Genomic DNA, 17511 nt, shown 5'->3' with positions numbered 1-17511 from the left:
AATCTCCATCGCTGAGAACAAGGGAAGAAGAGTACCGAAAGGCTCTGATAAAAGTATTGCTTTCACGCATTTGCTTGTATCTGTTGAAATTATGACATTGTTTTAAAAGCCGATTTTTGCATGGATTTTTCATGTGGGAATCGGCTTTTTTATATTTAATGAAAGGAGCGTGCGCCATTCTTATTTGTTTGATAAGTTAAATGAGGAGGTATTAATTTGCTGTTGCACGTTAAAAGTGGAGAGCTGTACCCGGTTGATTTTCTCCCCCTGCAACCTGTGGATATAAAGCAGGGAATGAAGGGTTGGGAGAAAGCATTTAATTGGAGTATCTATTTTGGATACCGCAATGTAGAATTATATAAATTGGTTGTTAGAGGGAATGATGAGATACAAGGGGTTATTGCCTTGGAACGAAAAGCAGATCATGTGTATATACATTTGATCGAAAGCGCACCTCATAATCGCTTTGATACGGTGTTTGATTTTGTGGGGGAGACTTTAGTTTCCTTTGCTTGTCAACGTAGCCTTGATCTTGGCTATGAAGGATTTGTAGCTCTTGATGCAAAAACACATCTAATTGCCTATTATGCACGGAATATGCTTGCTACGCATATAGGCGGTGGTCGTATGATCATTAACGAGGCTAACGCCAGAAAGCTAATTATGCTATACTTAAAATAAGAGGTGATGACCATGGAAAGAATGAAGTATCCAGAGGAGAGCATTGATGAAGCAGCTCGCCGTTTAACCGATGGACATTATGTTGTTCCATCTGTTCCAGGGGACAATCCTGATCGTGACAGAACTATCAGTGAGGCCATCGCTAAAATGAAAGCTGAACGTGCAGAAAATGCTCGTTCCTGAATAACAGCTTATAGATATTTGATATTGTTTATTTAAAAGTCGATGAACAGGGAAACGCCTGCAGACATTGGCTTTTTTTGCTATTCATAAAAATCTCGCCTCTCGCCCGGCGTTAAACGGCGGTGTTTATTTCCGACACCGCCGTAAGGCGGCTTGGGATAAACGGGAAGGAGTGAAAATGAGTTTAGAATTGAAAGGGCACAGTGCCAATGAGATTATTCAGGAAGAGATGGAAATTCGTCGTATGAATGCGGAAGCTCGGTTGATCAACGCTCGGATTCGGGCTGAATTGTTCAAAGGTAAAAAGCAAATGGACTCAGGGAAATCCGCTTCTCCTTCTTGCGGGAACGACTATATTCTTCAGAAATATCGTAAAATTAAGCAGTTGGAGAACTACGTTAAAGAGGAAAAACACCGCTTGTTAGAATTGATGGAGAACCCGGAAGGTGTATTTAATTTACACCTTGAAGATGAGCAATCTCTCGATATTGGAGAAAAATATTTGAAGAAGTATTATTTCAGTTTGTTTCGAGAAAATGTATTGAAGATGGGATTGCTTCCTGAACCAAAGTGGTCAGATGAATTTAATGTTCTGCTTTGGTGGAACAAGTTATTACCCATGCTCGATAAGGAAACAGTTAAAGAACTGTACATGTTTTTCCAAGTGGATGAGAATGATCGTGAAGTTGAACAAGTCATGCGAAAAATGATTGTAGAACAATATCGACGTTTAGGTTTGAAATGATTAGACTTAGCCTCTGCCTTCGGGTAGGGGCTTTTTTTTGTTTTTACTGAAGGTTGAAGGGAGGGAGACGATCTTGATGAGCAGAGAAGCCATATTAGATTCAATATTGTCGGCTACTGCTGAGAACGAAAACATGATGTGGATGCTGGCAGCTCTCAGGATGGCAGAACGGCCTGTGCAGAAGGAGCAGTTAAGAGATGTGACCAATGCCTTATATCAGCAAATTCACCCTGATGTGGAGCAAGAGCAGTTACCGATTAGATCAAGGCACTTGCTGGACGAAGCAGCAGCCATGTTGGAAGGAGCTTCGCTGGTAAAGGTTGCTGAAGTAGCAAAATCCAAGCGATACACATTATCTCCGTTAGGGGAAGAACTACTCAACTATAGGCAATATAAGCTGATGCAAGAACGAGTCAAACGAAAGGAAGTGGGGCAATGAATATCAGCTTGAAGTATGGTTTTTTCGGCTTGGGTATGGGAGGGACATCTATTGCTCATGCGTGTGCTGGAATACGGTTGACTGCAAAGAGTGAACAGCGCCCTTATACGGCCATGCTCGTTAACAGTAACCAAATGGATCTTCTTAAATTGCCGGATTACCCAAATATTAAGAAGATTACGCTCACGGGGTACGAACGAGGTGTAGGTCGAGATATTCAGCTTGGACAGGAGGCATTCAATGTCCATAAGGCTGATATTGCGGAGACTGTGCAAAGCTATTTTAGTGACCGAGATTATATTTTCATCTGCTGTGGTTTAGGTGGTGGTACAGGTACTGGAGCGGTTATTGAGGCTATTCGTCTATTGCACGGAAAAGGCTTTGTTGGGCGCTTCGGTCTGCTGCTTACGTTGCCACGGCGTAATGAAGGCAGGAAGGTACTGGATAATGCCTTGCAGCGTCTTCAGGTGATAAAGAGAGCTATGCAAGGATTAGGGGCTATCGTTGTAGTGGACAATGAAAAGCTGTTTCAAACTGGCCTGAGTCAAAGTCAGAGTGTAGAGGACTTCATGAAATCATGTAATCGGCATGTAGCACGTCTGCTTCATGATCTTAACACTGTCACTTCCTGCTATAAGCCCTATGGTAGCTATCATTTTGATGCTTCGGAGTGGCTGAACATGTTAAAGACGGGAGGATGCCTGCATATTGGTAAGTGTGTACTACCTGCTCAGTCAGTTGATCTAGCTTCTCCAGTAACATACATGGAAGCAATCAAGAAAAGCGTGCTGAACGGAGAGCTGTCGGCTGGGTATGATCTTCAAGGCGCAACCAGTAGCGCAGTCAGCATTGTAGCTGACAATGTAGCGGCAAGACGTCTTTTCACTCATGCGTTTGTGGAGCAGATTCAGTCGTTCCTGCATGAGAGTACACCGATATTGGATGAAAATCCGGTGGCGACTTATGTCGGAGATCAGCCGGGGCAAATTACGATCTATACCGTATTTGCAGGACTCAATTTCCCGGATAGTGTGATGAAACTGACAGAGGAATTGGCAGAGCTAGAGCGCAAAGCGGAAGAACGCAGCCAGAAAACGGATACCATTGCAGAAGCGCTGGCAGGGGTTAAGTCTCAAGGGAAGAAGGCAGCGGTCGATCTGGAGGCATTGCTCACAGAGGATGAACCAGCTTCAGCCCCAGCCCAAGGGAAGTCAATTGACAAAGATCCCTTTGATTTTTTAAACCACTTGAAGTGATACGCTTCAATTAAAACGGTCTGCGGCAGAAGAAACGAGAATTTTCTAAATTTTTACTGTTAAGTGATGCACATAAGAAAAGGAGAGTGAAGCAGATGTCATTTTGGGAAGATCAGGCCCGAAATAAAGTTGAAGAGGTTGAGGGGGTGTATCGTCAAGCAGTGGAGCTTTCATTTAAATTAGGAAAGTCTTTGTCGGAATGGCGAACGATGCTACCTGAAAGTACATCTCCTGATCCCAAGGCTTATCCACCGTGTATCTATAGCACATTCATGTTAGGAGATTATCCAGTGTATCAATTCTCTTATCAAGGAATGCTTCCGCTTTACCTGAAAGACAAGCAATACAAAAATCAGATTAAGGACTACTACACTCAGGCCACTATGGAAGCAACCGCAGCTTCTCAAAAAGAAGCCCCAGTATTGAAGTCGGCCTTTATTTACATCTGTCATTTCTTTGAGGATTTAATGATTCGTGATCTGGACAATCGTAACCGTAGTGCAATAATCAACGCTATTCGATATGCCGGATTTGTTAAAGATGATTCATGGAAGGAAATTGAAACAATGGAATCAGGATTCTTGGATGTGAAGCGTAGAAACCACGTTCAAGTCTTTGTTACACCTTCCCGAAATGCTTTGAAAATGATCGAAAATGTCCGTGAAAAATATAAATCAGGGTACGATTTTTCGGGTATGTTTGAACCCGATAAACGCCCCGTATGAGTTGAACCCGTTATTTTCGGAAAGAACTTCTTGAAAATATATGCTGGATGTTGGATTGTACCCGGTACGGAATAGAGGCTAGAGCGGAAAGGTGGGAAGAGGCTACCGCGAAACGCAGTTGAGCGTTAGACTCTGAGCACCCCGTCCTACGCCCCCCGTCAATTAACCCATAACCCGTCCCTGATAAGACAATGTGCCTTAGAAAGCGGGGCAGTAAATTTCCAGCGGAAAGGAGGTAAATATGCCAAGACAACGTGAATGGACAGAGCGAGACCTGAGTATATTGCAGGAACTCTATGAATTGCGGGAAATGACGAAGAAGCAAATTACGGTGAAGCATTTCGATAGTGAGAAGTATGCCCATAAGCGGTTGTATGTCATGAAGAAGGAAGGACTAATAACTACGAATGTGTATGGTAAGAGAACGGCAGGTCGTACAGTAACGGCGGCGTATGTTCGATTGACCGAAGCGGGGATGGATTTGTTAATAGAACGTGGTTTGTTAGATAGCAAGAACTATCGTGCAAGGGATTTGGGACTGTCGATTCAACAGCGGCAGTACATTACCGATGCGAACGAACTGTTCGTGCAAATACCAGAAGTACCGTATATGGACTCTCGCCAGATCAAGCGGAAATACAATCTCAACCGTGGTAATCTAACGGTCGGTGGATTCAGAAGTGACAAAGGGGATTATATGATCTACATCCTGATGCCCGATGCCAGGGAACAAACGCTAGTCAAGATCATCAACGAGATCAAGAAGCACATGAAACTGCGAGGATTCCTGGTGTATTACAAGAGCGTATCCGTAAAACATGCTTTTGAAACCATGAGTGAGAAGCTAAATTTAGTTACAGGTGGCATTCCGGTTCACTTGCTGCCGTTCAATGAGTGGGGGATTCAAATCACAAGGGAATACATCCTGACAAACACGTTTTTAAGGCTACAGAAATTGCTTGAACCGTATGGAGAACTGAAAGAAGTTGGCCATTCCAGCAAATACGGATTTGAATACGGGCTGGTGCAAAAAGAACGGATTGGTCCGTGGAAAGACCCCTATGTCATCGAACTCCTGACGAGGAACATGATGACTTTGAAACGATGTTTAACCAACTACTCCATAGGTGTAAGCCAGACAGTAGGACGAAGAGTCCTTCTTTTTTGTTATGAGGATGAAGTTGAACACTACAAGCAGGAGTTATCAACCGCAGCACATGTGGATATTGTGGGTATTTCAAAGAATTCCCTTTGAATTCATTTGAACGAAGATTTGAAAGGAAACTTATATGCCATGATCAGATTCGTAAGCTTATTGCTCACTCTTGGCGGGTGGGCTTATTTGTATTGGCGCTTACCGGGTTGGCCGTTATTTATTCCTTGGTCACTTAGCATCATCGGTTTAATCATCTATTTATACGGTTGGGTGTTAGAACGGGAGAATAAGCTAATTTACTTCTTCACCAGCCTGCTTTGGATTGGGATAGCGTTGTGTCTCAGACTGAAAGAGGAGATTATAGCGACTCTATCCTTTCCGTTTTCGATAACAGGAACCGTGCACACAGCCTTTATAGCAGCACTCATTTTGTCCTCGTTCCTTACTTTTGCCAATTACAGACTCGAACACAATTTGAAAAACCGTCGAGGCAATGTGAGCAAGCAACAACTTGTCCATGTCAAACCTACGGCAGCCGATCGTTGGAAAAGTTTTAAACGTCTATTTATTTCCTCCAAGACAGAGATTCGGCTGATCTTGGGTGAAGAAATACCTATGAAGGATTGAGGTGAGAGCATGATTCAATGGGGAGGCAGTGATATGTTCACGCATATGCTTGTTGTTGGCCCTACCCGCTGTGGAAAGACAGCCACTTTACTCAAGCCCATGATTTATCAGTTGCTGCTTCTGAAGAAGAAGGGGGTTCCACTCGGACTTTCTGTTGTGGAGCCTAAAGGTGATGTTGCGGCAATGGTAGCAGAAATGTGTGATGAAATGGATATGCCCTGTGTCCATGTTGATCCCACAATAACTCATAGCGCGCGGTTTCCGGTGATGAAAGGCGACGAGGACGACGTAGCAGAAGCTACGGTTACTGTCCTTAAATCTATGTTCGGGAAACAGGAAGCATTTTTTGCTACAGTGCAGGAGCTTGCCGGACGGAATATTACCAAGCTTTTAAAACGTCTTTACTTGGATGATGTTAACCTGGGCGATGTACTCCGAACGATGCGAGATCAACGAATGCTGGAGGATAAGGTACAGGAACTTCGTTTTAAAGAGGGTGAATCCGATCTGGTTCAGTTTTTCCAATCGGAACTGCTTGGGGCACAGAAGGAAAAATATCAGCAGTTTGTTATCGGGCTTCGCGCCCAGCTTGAGAACTTAACGTCTAACCGGCATCTGGAGCCAATCTTGACTGGACAATCCGATTTCGACATGGACAAGCATTTTGCTTCTGGCGGTGTATTAGCCGTAAATACGGCCATGGGTAAATTGCGGAAAGCCGGAGATGCCTTTGGTCAGTTCGTCGTTATGCATTTGCAGAGCGGAACATTCCGCAGGCCGGGCACAGAGCGCACGCGCGTACCGCATTTTATGATCGTGGATGAGTATTCCCGATATATTAATCCCGATGTGGAGTTGTTCTTATCCATTGCAGCGGAGTATCGAACAGCCGGAATATTTGCTATCCAGTCTTTGGGGCAGCTAGAAGTCGAATCTGGCAAGATCAACGCTAAGGCCATGAAGCAATCCATTATGACGAGTTGCCGAAACAAAATCGCTTTTGGCGGGCTATCTTATCAAGATGCTGTTGAATTTAGTCGGGAATTTGGAAAAAAACAAATCATTATGCGTCAAAGCACATTTAAACAGCAATTATTACTCCCTAACTTTTTGCCGGAGAACTACCGGGACACGGAAAAGGAAGAAGACCGTATTTTTTACACGCAGATGATGGATGGACTACCCAAATTCCATTACGTGGCGAAGCTTCTGGACGATGGCACACCTTTACCGCCGAAAATAGGCAAAGGTTCATTTGTTCCGAGGGACTGGAAAGAGCGGCGGGAATGGGAAGTAAAGCGGCGATGGTGGAGAGGATTTGGTGCCGTAATCAAGAGCGGAGGCGCTAAACTTGAACAGGGCAATGTGGCATTAGATGTGCAGCCTAATCAAGAAACATTTACTTCACGTTTAAAATTTATATCCGACCCTATCCAAGACGAACCACATGTAGACGAAGATGATTTCGATTACACAACGACAAAAACAGAAGAAGATCCATTTGAGTAAGAACCTCAGCGCTAATTGTGCTGAGGTTTTTCAAATATCAAAAAACAAATTTATGGAGGTTAATGAACATGAGTGAAGAGTTAAAGAAAGTGCTGATTGAAGGTTATAACGAGGAGAAGTTGGAGCAGAGCAGCTATGATGAAGGCTGGGCGCAGATTTATAGTGCCCGGCAGAATGATCTTGTATTGCAAGCTGAACTAATTGGTCTTGAGCCAAAGCTAAACAAGCTGTGTGGCGTGGTATTAGTCGGTGGAGTCAGAGGATATATCCCACAGGATTTCTCTGGTACGAAGGATGCCCATGAATTTCGGCGGTTACTTGGAGAACCCGTTGCCTTTAAGATCCTGAGCTATGATCGTGAAGGAGATACCTTCATCGCATCCCGTCAAGCAGCCCTGGAACATATGGAAGGTTTGACGTGGAAATGGCTGGAGCAAGATGCGGTAATTACAGCGGTAGTACGTAATGTTACTCCTAAGGTGTTGATGCTGGATATTGGCGGTATTACAACGGAGCTGCCGGTTCAGGAGTATGGTTATGGATGGGTAGATGATCTTCGTGAAGAAGTAAGTGCCGGGGATCACCTCAAAGTGAAGGTTGTAGAACTGGATAAAGAAAATAAAATCGTGAAGGTTAGCAAGAAGGCAACAGAGAAAAGCCCATGGCCGGATTGCGCAAAACGATATGTATCAAAAGGAACCTACAAAGGTAAGGTATCCGGTGTAATGGAATATGGCATCTTTGTTAATCTTGAGCGCGGAGTCGATGCTCTGGTTCCCCATATCCGGTTCGGAAAAGTGAAGCGGGGCGATACAGTCTATATTCGGGTCCGCGGGGTTGACCCTAGGCAAGAACGGATTTATGGACGGATTATTCCAAAAAAGTGAAAGGGGCGATTCTCGCCTCTTTCGCCTCTTTCCTTACTTCGGTTTTAGAAAGGAGCTTTGTATGAAAACATCACCATTCTCAATTACACATGAATGGACGTTTAAACCTGCTTCATTTTCGGAGGAGCTTGTACCGGGATATGCTCCATTACGAGCTGCTACCGAAGCAGATGGGCTCAGATCGCTTGGTTTAATCGGCTGTATGGGAAGTGTTCAGATGGAGCGTTTATTCCAGTGGAAACGACATCAAGTCCGGCGCATGTTAGCTGAGAAGAAGCTAATTCAGCACCTGCTTCTCAAGAACAAGAACACGATACCCATCTATACGATTGGCCCGCGAGCTGCGCAATTACTCAACCTGGAATGGTCACATGAGTTCTGGAGAACATGGACAATGGAACAGATTTTGTCCCATTTAGTGTTTTTTCAGTTTTGCTGTGCCATGCGGGATAAACAAAAAGCGTTTCAAATTCATGCCGCTCCTTATCCCTTTACGGGGAGAGTTGAGATTGGATCTGAATCCAGAAATGTATTGGTGATCCGTGGTGATACCAGTCACTTGCATGCATCATTACGGCACTCGTCGTATCCCATTATCGCAATATCAGAATCTCTTGAAGCAGTTATGCCGGTGAATGAACTTTTGAAGGAAGCGAAGTTACTACTGGACGCTGACCTGAAACAAGAATATCGTTTCTACAGGCAGATCAAGGGAGAATGGGTAATTAAGTAAATGTCTTGGGAAAAATCTCCTTTCCTATTGAAATACGAACATATGTGTGGTAAATTGTTCCTATAAAAAGGAACATACATTCGTATTGTAGGGAGGAGTTTTGGACTATGGACAACCAAGAAAACAGACAAGCGGCACTAGAAAAGGCTATGAAGGAAATTGAGAAGTCTTATGGGAAAGGGGCTGTCATGAAATTAGGGGAGGCAGCTCATGTCCAAGTTGAAACCGTTTCGAGCGGCAATCTTGCTCTTGATATAGCTTTAGGTGTAGGAGGTTTTCCGAGAGGACGAATTATTGAAGTTTTTGGTCCAGAATCCTCCGGTAAAACAACAGTGGCACTACACGCGATTGCTGAAGTACAGAAGTTAGGAGGACAAGCTGCTTTCATTGACGCCGAACATGCACTGGATCCTACATATGCTAAAAATCTGGGCGTTAATATCGACGAGTTGCTGCTGTCTCAGCCCGATACCGGTGAACAGGCGCTTGAAATTGCAAATGCCTTGGTACGAACCGGAGCGGTAGAAATTTTGGTTGTTGATTCCGTAGCGGCCCTTGTTCCTAAAGCAGAGATCGAGGGAGAGATGGGGGATTCTCATGTAGGACTTCAAGCCCGGCTCATGTCTCAAGCGATGCGAAAATTATCCGGTTCGCTTAATAAATCCAAGACGATCGCTATTTTTATTAATCAACTCCGGGAGAAAGTCGGCGTATCCTTTGGAAGTCCGGAAGTGACTCCTGGTGGTAGAGCTTTAAAGTTCTATTCAACAATACGTCTGGATGTTCGACGCGTGGAGATTCTTAAGGCAGGAACTGAAGCAACAGGGAATCGAACACGGATCAAAGTTGTTAAAAATAAAGTTGCTCCACCGTTTAAACAAGTTGAGGTCGATATGATGTTTGGAGAAGGAATCTCAAAAGAAGGCAGTATTATTGACCTTGGGGTTGAAATGGGTGTTATCGATAAGAGTGGATCATGGTATTCGTTTGGCGAAGAAAAAATTGGCCAAGGAAGAGATAATGCAAAACAATTTTTAAAAGATCATTTTGGTATTGCTCGGCAAATTGAAAAACGAATCCGTGAGGCGAGTAACTCATTAAGAACAAGTTCACTAGATGAATCTTTGGTACAGAGTGGAGTGGCAGGATAAAAAATTGGATTTATAAGGCGTTTATAAATAGGGGCGGGACCGGGTGCTGATTTGTGTGTCCGTCTCGCCTTTTTTAGTAACTAGCCTCTTAGGGAAAGGGCCTCTTCTGGCTATCTATAGATCGAAACTTACCGTCTTTATCGTGGATGATAAGCTCGGAGCCTTGACTTCTTGCAATATCTCTAGCAGCGACAATGGATTTTTTCTTCGTTTTTTTTTACTTTGGTTGCGAACCCATGTTCATATGGAAGAACATATTTGTTAGGCATATTATCCCCTCCTTTTTTAGGTCGAAAGTTCGACACAAAGGGAGGAAATACCTTCTTGAATGCCGAATATTGGATTCATTCAAGCTCAAACTATCATTACAGGTGAATTTTATGATATTGACTAAAAGTAGAATTGATCTTTTTGAGTTAAATCCTTACGAACCCTGTCCGTGTGACTCAGGTGCTAAATTTAAATTTTGTTGTTATAAAAAAGCAAAAGCTAGTAAGCCAAAAAGGATTATTGATTTAAGTTATTCAGATGGTCGGATACATAATTTCGTCAAGCAATTTTGGGAAAAGACAGATTTCCATACTTGTTTCGCCTTCAATAAAGAAGAGTGTGATGACTTAATTAAAAGCGCTCATTCAATCCAGAATAATAGAATTCTTAATAGAATTAGCAAAGATGGGCATTTATACACTATAAGTTCAACAGGGACTAAAGAGGGCCCAGTTTCCTATCTTAATAAAATCAGTAGAAATAAAGCCAGCACATTTTTTGGGTTTTGTAATATTCATGACACAGAGCTCTTCAGACCAATTGAAAAAAAAGAGTATATTGGAGAGTCAATACAAAACTTTTTGTTTGCATTTCGTGCTCATGCTATTGAACATCATAAAAAACTAAGAAAGCTTAATTCACAAAAAAATATTTTTATCGAGTTTCCGTTTACGATGTTAGAAAAAGAACATATTTATGTATATAGAGTCGCTCAACTTGATGTTAGAGATTGTTCCGTTGATTATAAAGTGTTTAAGAAAGATTATTCTAATGCGAATTTTGACAACTTTAGAACCTTATATCGAAAATTAGATTTTGAGGTATCCTTTGCAGCATGTTCATCATTTGCTGTTGAATATGACTTAGAAGGTAACATAATGAATGATATTTATAGTGTTGGTTACGAGCATATGCCATCAATTTATGTCAATGTATATCCGACAAGTGGGGGAACAAATATTTTATTATCGTATCATTTGAATAACGATGGGACATATAAAAATTATTTTGACCAACTAGAGAAACTAAAAAATGAAGACTTATTAAAATATTTAAATTTCTTATTAATCCAATATACAGAAAATATTTTCTTCGATCCTTCTTTCATAGAAAATTTATCTGAAAAACAAAAGAATTCATTATTAAAAAGTTTTGACAGTTCCATATATCCAATCGAAAAGGCTATCCTAATAAGCGAAGGTAGTTACTATAAGTTTAACTTGTTTGAGAAGAATATGGATAAATCTGATTCCTAATTTATTTGATGGATAAGAACATATGTTGCATTGATATTAGTCAAATGCTATAATATTCCTGTAATTATTTTTACCTCTAAACTCCCCATTGCCGGAGACAAGAGCCACCTGAATAGGTAAGATTGCAATACCTCCCCTACAAGCCGTTGAGCTGAGGATAAAGTAGGATAAAGCAATAGCCCGAAATCTCCAGCGCCGAGAACAAGGGAAGAAGAGTACCGAAAGGCTCTGATAAAGGTCAAACAGCACGCGCATGTGTAATTTAATGTACTGATAATGTGAATTAAAGCCGATTTTTGCATGGATTCGTCCGTGCAGAGATCGGCTTTTTTTATTTTCCAAAAAATGAAAGGGTGGATCGAAGCATGTTTAAACACTGGTTCAAAAAGGACAAGCGTCAAGATTCATTAGTTTCACGTCAAAAGCTGGTTCTTCCCAATGAGAGCGAGTGGACTAAGCTCAAGCTAATGTGGGAGAAATCCAGAAATGAGCATAGCTCTTTAGAGCAAAGTCTTATTCAGGCTGAAGCAGAAGCCTTTGACCGAGTTAAAGGGATGCTTGAAGAGACTCTATCGTTATTGGATGATGCCTGTGTCGAAACAGACGGAATGCTCAAAGTGAGGCTCCAGCAAATCTGGAGTGATCTGGATGAACTTGTGAAGACCTATACGTTTGATTAAAAATCAGAAAGGATTCCCTCCCCATCTTCCAATAGCATATGGAGTAAGCGGGGAAATTACCAAAAGCAAATGAACGGCAGGAGGGGCGGAATGTTAGGACATCCCTTTCAGCAAATCAACTTCATGACACTGTCGTGTTCCTTAAAATACCCATGTGGATTGAAGCAAGTAACAGTAAAAATGGTGAATAAACGTTGTTCCTGATAGAGGAAGGACGTTTTTTTATTTTACCTTTCTGTGCGGGTATAAAAACAGCACAGGCGTCAATTGACGGGTGGAGGTTAAAAAATGGACTTGTCGATTATGGAAAAGGTAGTAGTTCAAGGTGATCTTTCTTCATTGAAACCTGAGGAACGTTTGATCTACTACACGAAAGTTTGTGAGAGCGTTGGACTTAATCCCCTCACCAAGCCGTTTGATTATCTGAAACTGGATGGAAAGTTAGTGCTTTATGCTAAGCGCGATGCTACGGATCAGCTTCGTAAAATTCACAAAATCAGTATCACAATAACCAGCCGTGAACGCATTGGTGATGTTTACTGTGTGACAGCTCGTGGAACGACTCAAGACGGTCGTGCTGATGAATCCATAGGTGCTGTTTCCTTAATGAAAGAGGAGAAGATCTGGGACGAGATGCGTAGATGCAAAGTCCCTACAGGAAAGATTCTCCCGTTGACAGCAGATGAACTTGCCAATGCCATTATGAAAGCCGAAACAAAAGCGAAGCGTCGGGTAACGCTGTCACTATCCGGCCTTGGAATGATGGACGAAAGTGAGATTGAAACCATTGAAGGTGCAGAACGGATTGAAGTGGGTGAGCTTGCTCAAACGAATAATCAAGTTCCGAAAAAGTTGTCTTCTGATAGCACTGCATCCAGTTCTGATCCTAAGACTACTGAAAGTAAAGGTAAGAAAAACAATTCGGGTGGAAAGCCTTCAAACTCGAATCCAAAGAACTCGGGAGAAGTATACAAGATGCTGGATATGGCAACAGGAACCTCTCCGGGCGGAGTAACATTCGCCAAGTTGAAAGTAGTCAATGTAGGGACGGGTGAAGAATCCATTGTGCTTGCCAATACAGCTGAAACGCTAGATCAGGTCAATGCGATTTCAAATAACATGCAATTTAAACTTGATTTTGAAATGAGCAATGGATTCAAAATTGTGAAATCGATTCAGTTAGTGGGTGAAGCTGCATGAGTCTGACAACCTTTACGGATGGGAAGGCACTAATCTGTGCGTTCCCATCCAGTAAGCAAAATGGTGTGTATCTCGTGAAAGTGGAGCCTCATTACAACGATTTGATTATTACGCATGACTGCCCTGCATGTCATTTCGGACACAAGCAATGCAAGCATGTTCAAATGGCTGCGGAAGTTTACGAGCGTTGGCAGTGGTGGGAGCCTAAAAAACAGATTCACACGGTTACGCGCAAAATTGTTCTTTCGTCGGAGTGGGAACAGATACAACTTCCTCCCAGCCAAGAAGAACAATTAAGGGCAGTGATCGACCATGCTTCCTGACATTCTGGACGTTGCAGACCAGAACGGACTCATTATTAAGCCTTCCTCACAATCGCGGGAGGAAGTTCTCTGTAAATGTCCATTTTGCCATGAGGATTCTAAACCGGGAAAAAGGCGAAGATACTACCTTTCTCTTAACACCAAAGACCAGGTGTTCAAATGCTGGTTTTGTGGGGAGAGTGGGGGAGTGCTTCGCTTTATTTCTCTTTTGGAGGGAGTTCCGGAAGAACAGGTGCGGCAGAGATATCGTAAGCGGAAAATTGTGCATCCAGCTGAACGACTCAGCCGAAATCAACGAAAGTTATTGAGGCAACACACAGGAGGCAAAGAGCCTAATTGGAAGCTGATGAGAGAAAGAGATTTTGCCTATTACATGCGTTCTATGGATCTTCTTTGGGAGCAGTGGAATGAGTTTCTGGAAACAGAACGGCAAGGTGCTTATCTCTGGCTGATCATCGGGATAAAGAACTTTAAATATCAAAAGTACATTGGGCGTATCCGACAACGCGAGAAAGAAATTGAAGCTCCCTTATTGGACGATGTGCTCCAAATTTATTCATGTTCAGTACGTCCTAGGTGGACGGAAGACGCGGAAAGATTTGTTTGCAATTTTAAATCTGTAAGTCCTGAGCCTGAAAGGGCAGGCATGAAGACGGAGGATAAAAAATGAGCTTGAACCAAGCAGTATTAATCGGAAGACTGACAAAGGACCCTGAGTTACGTTATACACCTTCTGGTGTAGCAGTGGCACAATTCACATTGGCTGTAGATCGTCCCTTTACGAATCAAAATGGAGAACGAGAAGCGGACTTCATTCCTATTGTGGTCTGGAAGGCAGTCGCTGAAAATGTAGCTAACTATGTGAAGAAAGGCCACCAGGTTGCAGTTACAGGACGAATTCAGGTTCGCAACTATGAGAACAATGAAGGGTGCCGTGTATATGTAACGGAGGTAGTTGGACAGTATGTTCAATTCCTTACTAACACATCTAACGGGACTTCTCAAACCGGCGATCGTCAAAATTCGACAAATAATAAAGGGACCAATTCAGCCGGAGATGGATGGAACATCTCTGATGAAGATTTGCCATTCTAATGCTGTACTCTTATTCCCGGCTCTCGCTTTATGAAACTTGCCCTTATCGATTTTACCAAAAGTACATTTTAGGTAAAAAAGAGCCAGTTACCAAACCACTAGCTCTTGGAAAAGCAGTTCATAAAGCGATTGAGCTAAAGATCAATGGAGTATCTGAGCATGAAGCCATTATAGAGGCAATTATTGAATCAGATTTTCATCCCGAAGTGACTTATGAAGAGATTGCTTCATTGGTGCAGCGTGCTCCGGAAGTCAGGGGACAAACGGAAGTTCATTTTGTACTTCCACTTGGAGATAGCATTCAATTTCAAGGCTACATTGATCTTCTGGAAGAAGAACGATTTTGGGATTGGAAATCGAATTGGCGACTGTACCGAGCAAATGATACAAGGCAGCTTGCATTGTATGCTTGGGCAATTATGAAAAGAAGAGGACTTCGGCAAGTCAAGGGGACATTGTACTTTCTACGCTTCAGGAAAGCAGAATCGTTTGTATATAACGAGTCTGATGCCAATGAAGCTAGAGAATGGGCGCGTGGTTTGGCGGAAGAAATTGAAATGAAGAAGTCTTGTCTGGAATCATTCCCGGATATGGCTTCTTCTTTATTTCCACCTACACCAGGCAGCCATTGTAAGCATTGTCCGTTTGTGCTGGAGTGTTATTTAAAAAAGGGAGAATGCTGATTCGGTAAAACGAAGTTCTAAATTTGCACTCTTTGCAAGTGTGCGGAAAGTAAGATATATAATTACTGATCCGTTGATGTTCCCCTTCCGTTTGGTTACAATGAGTTTAATAAACTAAGCGGAAGGAGGGGCGTCATGAACAAGGAGGAGAAGCAAGTGGCAAAATCCAAAGATACAAATTCGGAAAATGCTAAATTAAAAGATATTCCTAGAGATGCTTGGGTCGTTGGCTCTGAGTATAATTTCTGGCTGAACGACAAGGACGATGTTTATGACGAACTCTACAAGGACGTTTAAACGTGGGAGTGTTTGGATTGCTGAAATTGTTTATCGTGACGATGTAAGCAAGTCCAAGAAGCGACCTGTCGTTGTGTTAATGGAGGACAATCAGGATGAAGATTTACTGATTGCTCCAATAACAAGTTCATATATGCGGAATCATTGGGACATAAACTTGCTCGATTGGAAGTTAGCCGGGTTGGTCTTTCCTTCCTATGTTAGAACGTCCAAATTGAGTAGCGTTCATTATGAACGACTAAAACATGAAATAGGAATTTTAACTGATGAAGACTTACAAGCGGTTCTTAATGCTTGTAGGTCTTTATTTTTATGAAAATTAAATTAGGAGAGTGTTGAAAATGACAGCAGTAATTGAAAAATTGACCGAAGAAAAAGCAATTGAACTAGCCTTAGAAATCGAGCGTACGGAAGCGGCGTTGAAGCAAATGAAAGTGAACTTGAAGGCTTATGTGGATGATAATGGCCCACTGCAAGCTGGAGATAAATTGTGGGGATACAGTGTTTCGACTTCTTGGCAATTTGGAGCCGATGGTTTAAAGGAATTAGCCGTGGCGATTACAGCAGAGGGAAAGAATGCTTGGGAGTTCCTGAGTCTTCCGGCTACTTCCATTAAGAAGCTCGGTTGGGAAGAAGCTGCGTTGTCTCAATATGGCACGCTGAAAGAAACGAAGCGTTTCGATTCGAGAAAAGTCTAATTGCATCTTTAGTTCTCAGAGTAAATTATGGTTCGAGATAGTTATAAATAATTTCGCCTCTCGCCCGGCGTTAAACGGCGGTGTTTATTTCCGACACCGCCGTAAGGCGGCTCGGGATAAACGGGAAGGAGTACAAATGGAAGATTTTATGGTGAGGGAATCTCAGTTGAGCGCTTTGCCACCTAAACGACGCAAACAGGCTGAGAAGTTGCTTGAACTGATACGAAAAGTGATGGAAGGGGAGAAAGATCACTATATCCATACACCAGCCGATGTTTTTCAGGCTGTGGCTACGGATTTAGTCGGATTAGATAAGGAGCACTTTATGATCCTTATTTTAAATACAAAGAACCGTATTTTGTCCAAAGAGGTTATCTCTATCGGTACATTAAATTCGGCAATCGTGCATCCTCGTGAAGTTTTTAAACCTGCGATTATCAAAGGTGCGGCATCTCTCATCTGTACTCATAATCATCCTTCGGGTGACCCTACTCCAACTGTTGAAGATATTAGACTGACAGAAAGGCTAATACAAGCCGGTGAAATTCTTGGTATCGATGTTTTGGATCATGTTGTAATCGGAACGGAAGGATATGTTTCTCTAAGGGAGCAGGGTATGATATGACAGCCAAGGATCGCTTTTTAAATGAGCTTTTGAAGCGGAATGGTAAGGAACGGTGGGTAGCTGCGTTGTTGCTTGCTGCTCCTCCTGAAGTTTTGAGTACAGTTACGGTGAAAACTTTGCGCAAGGAAGGAAAGGTGAGTATGAATGCTTCGGGTAGCTAATGAAATTAATTACTTTCAATCTACGCACTTTTCATAAATAAGTTGATAAGCCGGTAATCAAAATACATGAAATTTTTAGGATCAAATTCTTATTAGTACTTAAACTTTTAAAAATTAGCCTGTGGTATCCA

The 17511-nt window shown here is 42.4% G+C and carries 24 protein-coding genes and 1 pseudogene; 24 read left to right on the top strand and 1 reads right to left on the bottom strand.

The window, feature by feature from the left end:
• Positions 1–216: 216 nt before the first annotated feature.
• From KI362_RS10190 to recA, 12 genes are all read left to right on the top strand, one after another.
• Positions 217–681, top strand: coding sequence for a hypothetical protein (locus KI362_RS10190; protein WP_301626984.1), 465 nt, complete (start codon positions 217–219; stop codon positions 679–681).
• Between the two features lie 12 nt (positions 682–693).
• Positions 694–864, top strand: a complete 171-nt coding sequence (locus KI362_RS10185) for a hypothetical protein (RefSeq protein ID WP_162944401.1) — start codon at positions 694–696, stop codon at positions 862–864.
• A gap of 67 nt (positions 865–931) precedes the next feature.
• On the top strand, positions 932–1609 hold the full coding sequence (locus KI362_RS10180) for a hypothetical protein (RefSeq protein WP_301626980.1): 678 nt from the start codon (positions 932–934) through the stop codon (positions 1607–1609).
• 73 nt (positions 1610–1682) lie between these two features.
• Positions 1683–2048, top strand: coding sequence for a hypothetical protein (locus KI362_RS10175; RefSeq protein WP_301626978.1), 366 nt, complete (start codon positions 1683–1685; stop codon positions 2046–2048).
• The gene (locus tag KI362_RS10170) at positions 2045–3304 is read left to right on the top strand and encodes a plasmid replication protein (RefSeq protein ID WP_301626976.1); all 1260 of its coding nucleotides are present in this window, start codon (positions 2045–2047) and stop codon (positions 3302–3304) included. Before KI362_RS10175 ends, KI362_RS10170 begins: the two co-directional genes overlap by 4 nt.
• A gap of 95 nt (positions 3305–3399) precedes the next feature.
• Positions 3400–4029, top strand: a complete 630-nt coding sequence (locus KI362_RS10165; RefSeq protein WP_301626974.1) for a hypothetical protein — start codon at positions 3400–3402, stop codon at positions 4027–4029.
• Between the two features lie 241 nt (positions 4030–4270).
• A complete protein-coding gene (locus KI362_RS10160) occupies positions 4271–5284 on the top strand; it encodes a hypothetical protein (RefSeq protein WP_301626972.1) in 1014 nt (337 codons plus the stop codon).
• A gap of 6 nt (positions 5285–5290) precedes the next feature.
• Positions 5291–5812 (top strand): hypothetical protein, encoded by a 522-nt coding sequence (locus KI362_RS10155; RefSeq protein WP_301626970.1) that lies wholly within the window; start codon positions 5291–5293, stop codon positions 5810–5812.
• A 9-nt stretch (positions 5813–5821) separates the two neighbouring features.
• Entirely contained in the window at positions 5822–7321 is a 1500-nt protein-coding gene (locus tag KI362_RS10150) for a type IV secretory system conjugative DNA transfer family protein (protein ID WP_120465018.1), read from the top strand.
• Positions 7322–7389: 68 nt separating this feature from the next.
• Positions 7390–8208 carry a S1 RNA-binding domain-containing protein gene (locus tag KI362_RS10145; RefSeq protein WP_301626967.1) on the top strand — a complete coding sequence of 273 codons (819 nt, stop codon included), beginning with the start codon at positions 7390–7392 and terminating at the stop codon, positions 8206–8208.
• Positions 8159–8941, top strand: a complete 783-nt coding sequence (locus tag KI362_RS10140; protein WP_301627270.1) for a hypothetical protein — start codon at positions 8159–8161, stop codon at positions 8939–8941. The genes KI362_RS10145 and KI362_RS10140 overlap by 50 nt, the downstream gene beginning before the upstream one ends.
• Before the next feature lie 107 nt (positions 8942–9048).
• Positions 9049–10092: a recombinase RecA gene (recA, locus tag KI362_RS10135; protein WP_301626965.1), complete on the top strand. Its 1044-nt coding sequence runs from the start codon at positions 9049–9051 to the stop codon at positions 10090–10092.
• Between the two features lie 88 nt (positions 10093–10180).
• Here recA and KI362_RS25545 read toward each other — a convergent pair.
• Positions 10181–10294: pseudogene (locus KI362_RS25545) on the bottom strand (DUF2188 domain-containing protein); the annotation flags it as partial.
• 136 nt (positions 10295–10430) lie between these two features.
• On the opposite strand from KI362_RS25545, the gene KI362_RS10130 reads away from it, so the two are divergent.
• From KI362_RS10130 to KI362_RS10080, 12 genes are all read left to right on the top strand, one after another.
• Positions 10431–11618: an SEC-C domain-containing protein gene (locus tag KI362_RS10130; RefSeq protein WP_301626963.1), complete on the top strand. Its 1188-nt coding sequence runs from the start codon at positions 10431–10433 to the stop codon at positions 11616–11618.
• A 365-nt stretch (positions 11619–11983) separates the two neighbouring features.
• A complete protein-coding gene (locus tag KI362_RS10125) occupies positions 11984–12298 on the top strand; it encodes a hypothetical protein (protein WP_068779956.1) in 315 nt (104 codons plus the stop codon).
• A 288-nt stretch (positions 12299–12586) separates the two neighbouring features.
• On the top strand, positions 12587–13498 hold the full coding sequence (locus KI362_RS10120) for a hypothetical protein (RefSeq protein WP_068779957.1): 912 nt from the start codon (positions 12587–12589) through the stop codon (positions 13496–13498).
• Positions 13495–13821 (top strand): hypothetical protein, encoded by a 327-nt coding sequence (locus KI362_RS10115; protein ID WP_020816499.1) that lies wholly within the window; start codon positions 13495–13497, stop codon positions 13819–13821. Before KI362_RS10120 ends, KI362_RS10115 begins: the two co-directional genes overlap by 4 nt.
• Before the next feature lie 187 nt (positions 13822–14008).
• Positions 14009–14491, top strand: coding sequence for a hypothetical protein (locus KI362_RS10110; RefSeq protein WP_301626956.1), 483 nt, complete (start codon positions 14009–14011; stop codon positions 14489–14491).
• Positions 14488–14916 (top strand): single-stranded DNA-binding protein, encoded by a 429-nt coding sequence (gene ssb, locus KI362_RS10105; protein ID WP_301626954.1) that lies wholly within the window; start codon positions 14488–14490, stop codon positions 14914–14916. Before KI362_RS10110 ends, ssb begins: the two co-directional genes overlap by 4 nt.
• Positions 14916–15599: a PD-(D/E)XK nuclease family protein gene (locus tag KI362_RS10100; protein WP_068779959.1), complete on the top strand. Its 684-nt coding sequence runs from the start codon at positions 14916–14918 to the stop codon at positions 15597–15599. Before ssb ends, KI362_RS10100 begins: the two co-directional genes overlap by 1 nt.
• A gap of 135 nt (positions 15600–15734) precedes the next feature.
• Positions 15735–15896, top strand: coding sequence for a hypothetical protein (locus KI362_RS10095; RefSeq protein WP_157259345.1), 162 nt, complete (start codon positions 15735–15737; stop codon positions 15894–15896).
• Positions 15865–16212, top strand: coding sequence for a type II toxin-antitoxin system PemK/MazF family toxin (locus KI362_RS25540; protein WP_082790026.1), 348 nt, complete (start codon positions 15865–15867; stop codon positions 16210–16212). The genes KI362_RS10095 and KI362_RS25540 overlap by 32 nt, the downstream gene beginning before the upstream one ends.
• Before the next feature lie 25 nt (positions 16213–16237).
• Positions 16238–16594, top strand: coding sequence for a hypothetical protein (locus KI362_RS10090; RefSeq protein WP_229520987.1), 357 nt, complete (start codon positions 16238–16240; stop codon positions 16592–16594).
• Positions 16595–16730: 136 nt separating this feature from the next.
• Entirely contained in the window at positions 16731–17219 is a 489-nt protein-coding gene (locus tag KI362_RS10085; RefSeq protein WP_068779961.1) for a JAB domain-containing protein, read from the top strand.
• Complete coding sequence (locus tag KI362_RS10080) at positions 17216–17380, top strand: hypothetical protein (protein WP_157259346.1); 165 nt, start codon at positions 17216–17218, stop codon at positions 17378–17380. Before KI362_RS10085 ends, KI362_RS10080 begins: the two co-directional genes overlap by 4 nt.
• Positions 17381–17511 lie beyond the last annotated feature (131 nt).

It is taken from the genome of Paenibacillus apis (assembly GCF_018333295.1).
Classification (GTDB): domain Bacteria; phylum Bacillota; class Bacilli; order Paenibacillales; family Paenibacillaceae; genus Fontibacillus; species Fontibacillus antibioticophila.
This window is presented reverse-complemented; position numbering and strand designations above follow the sequence as displayed.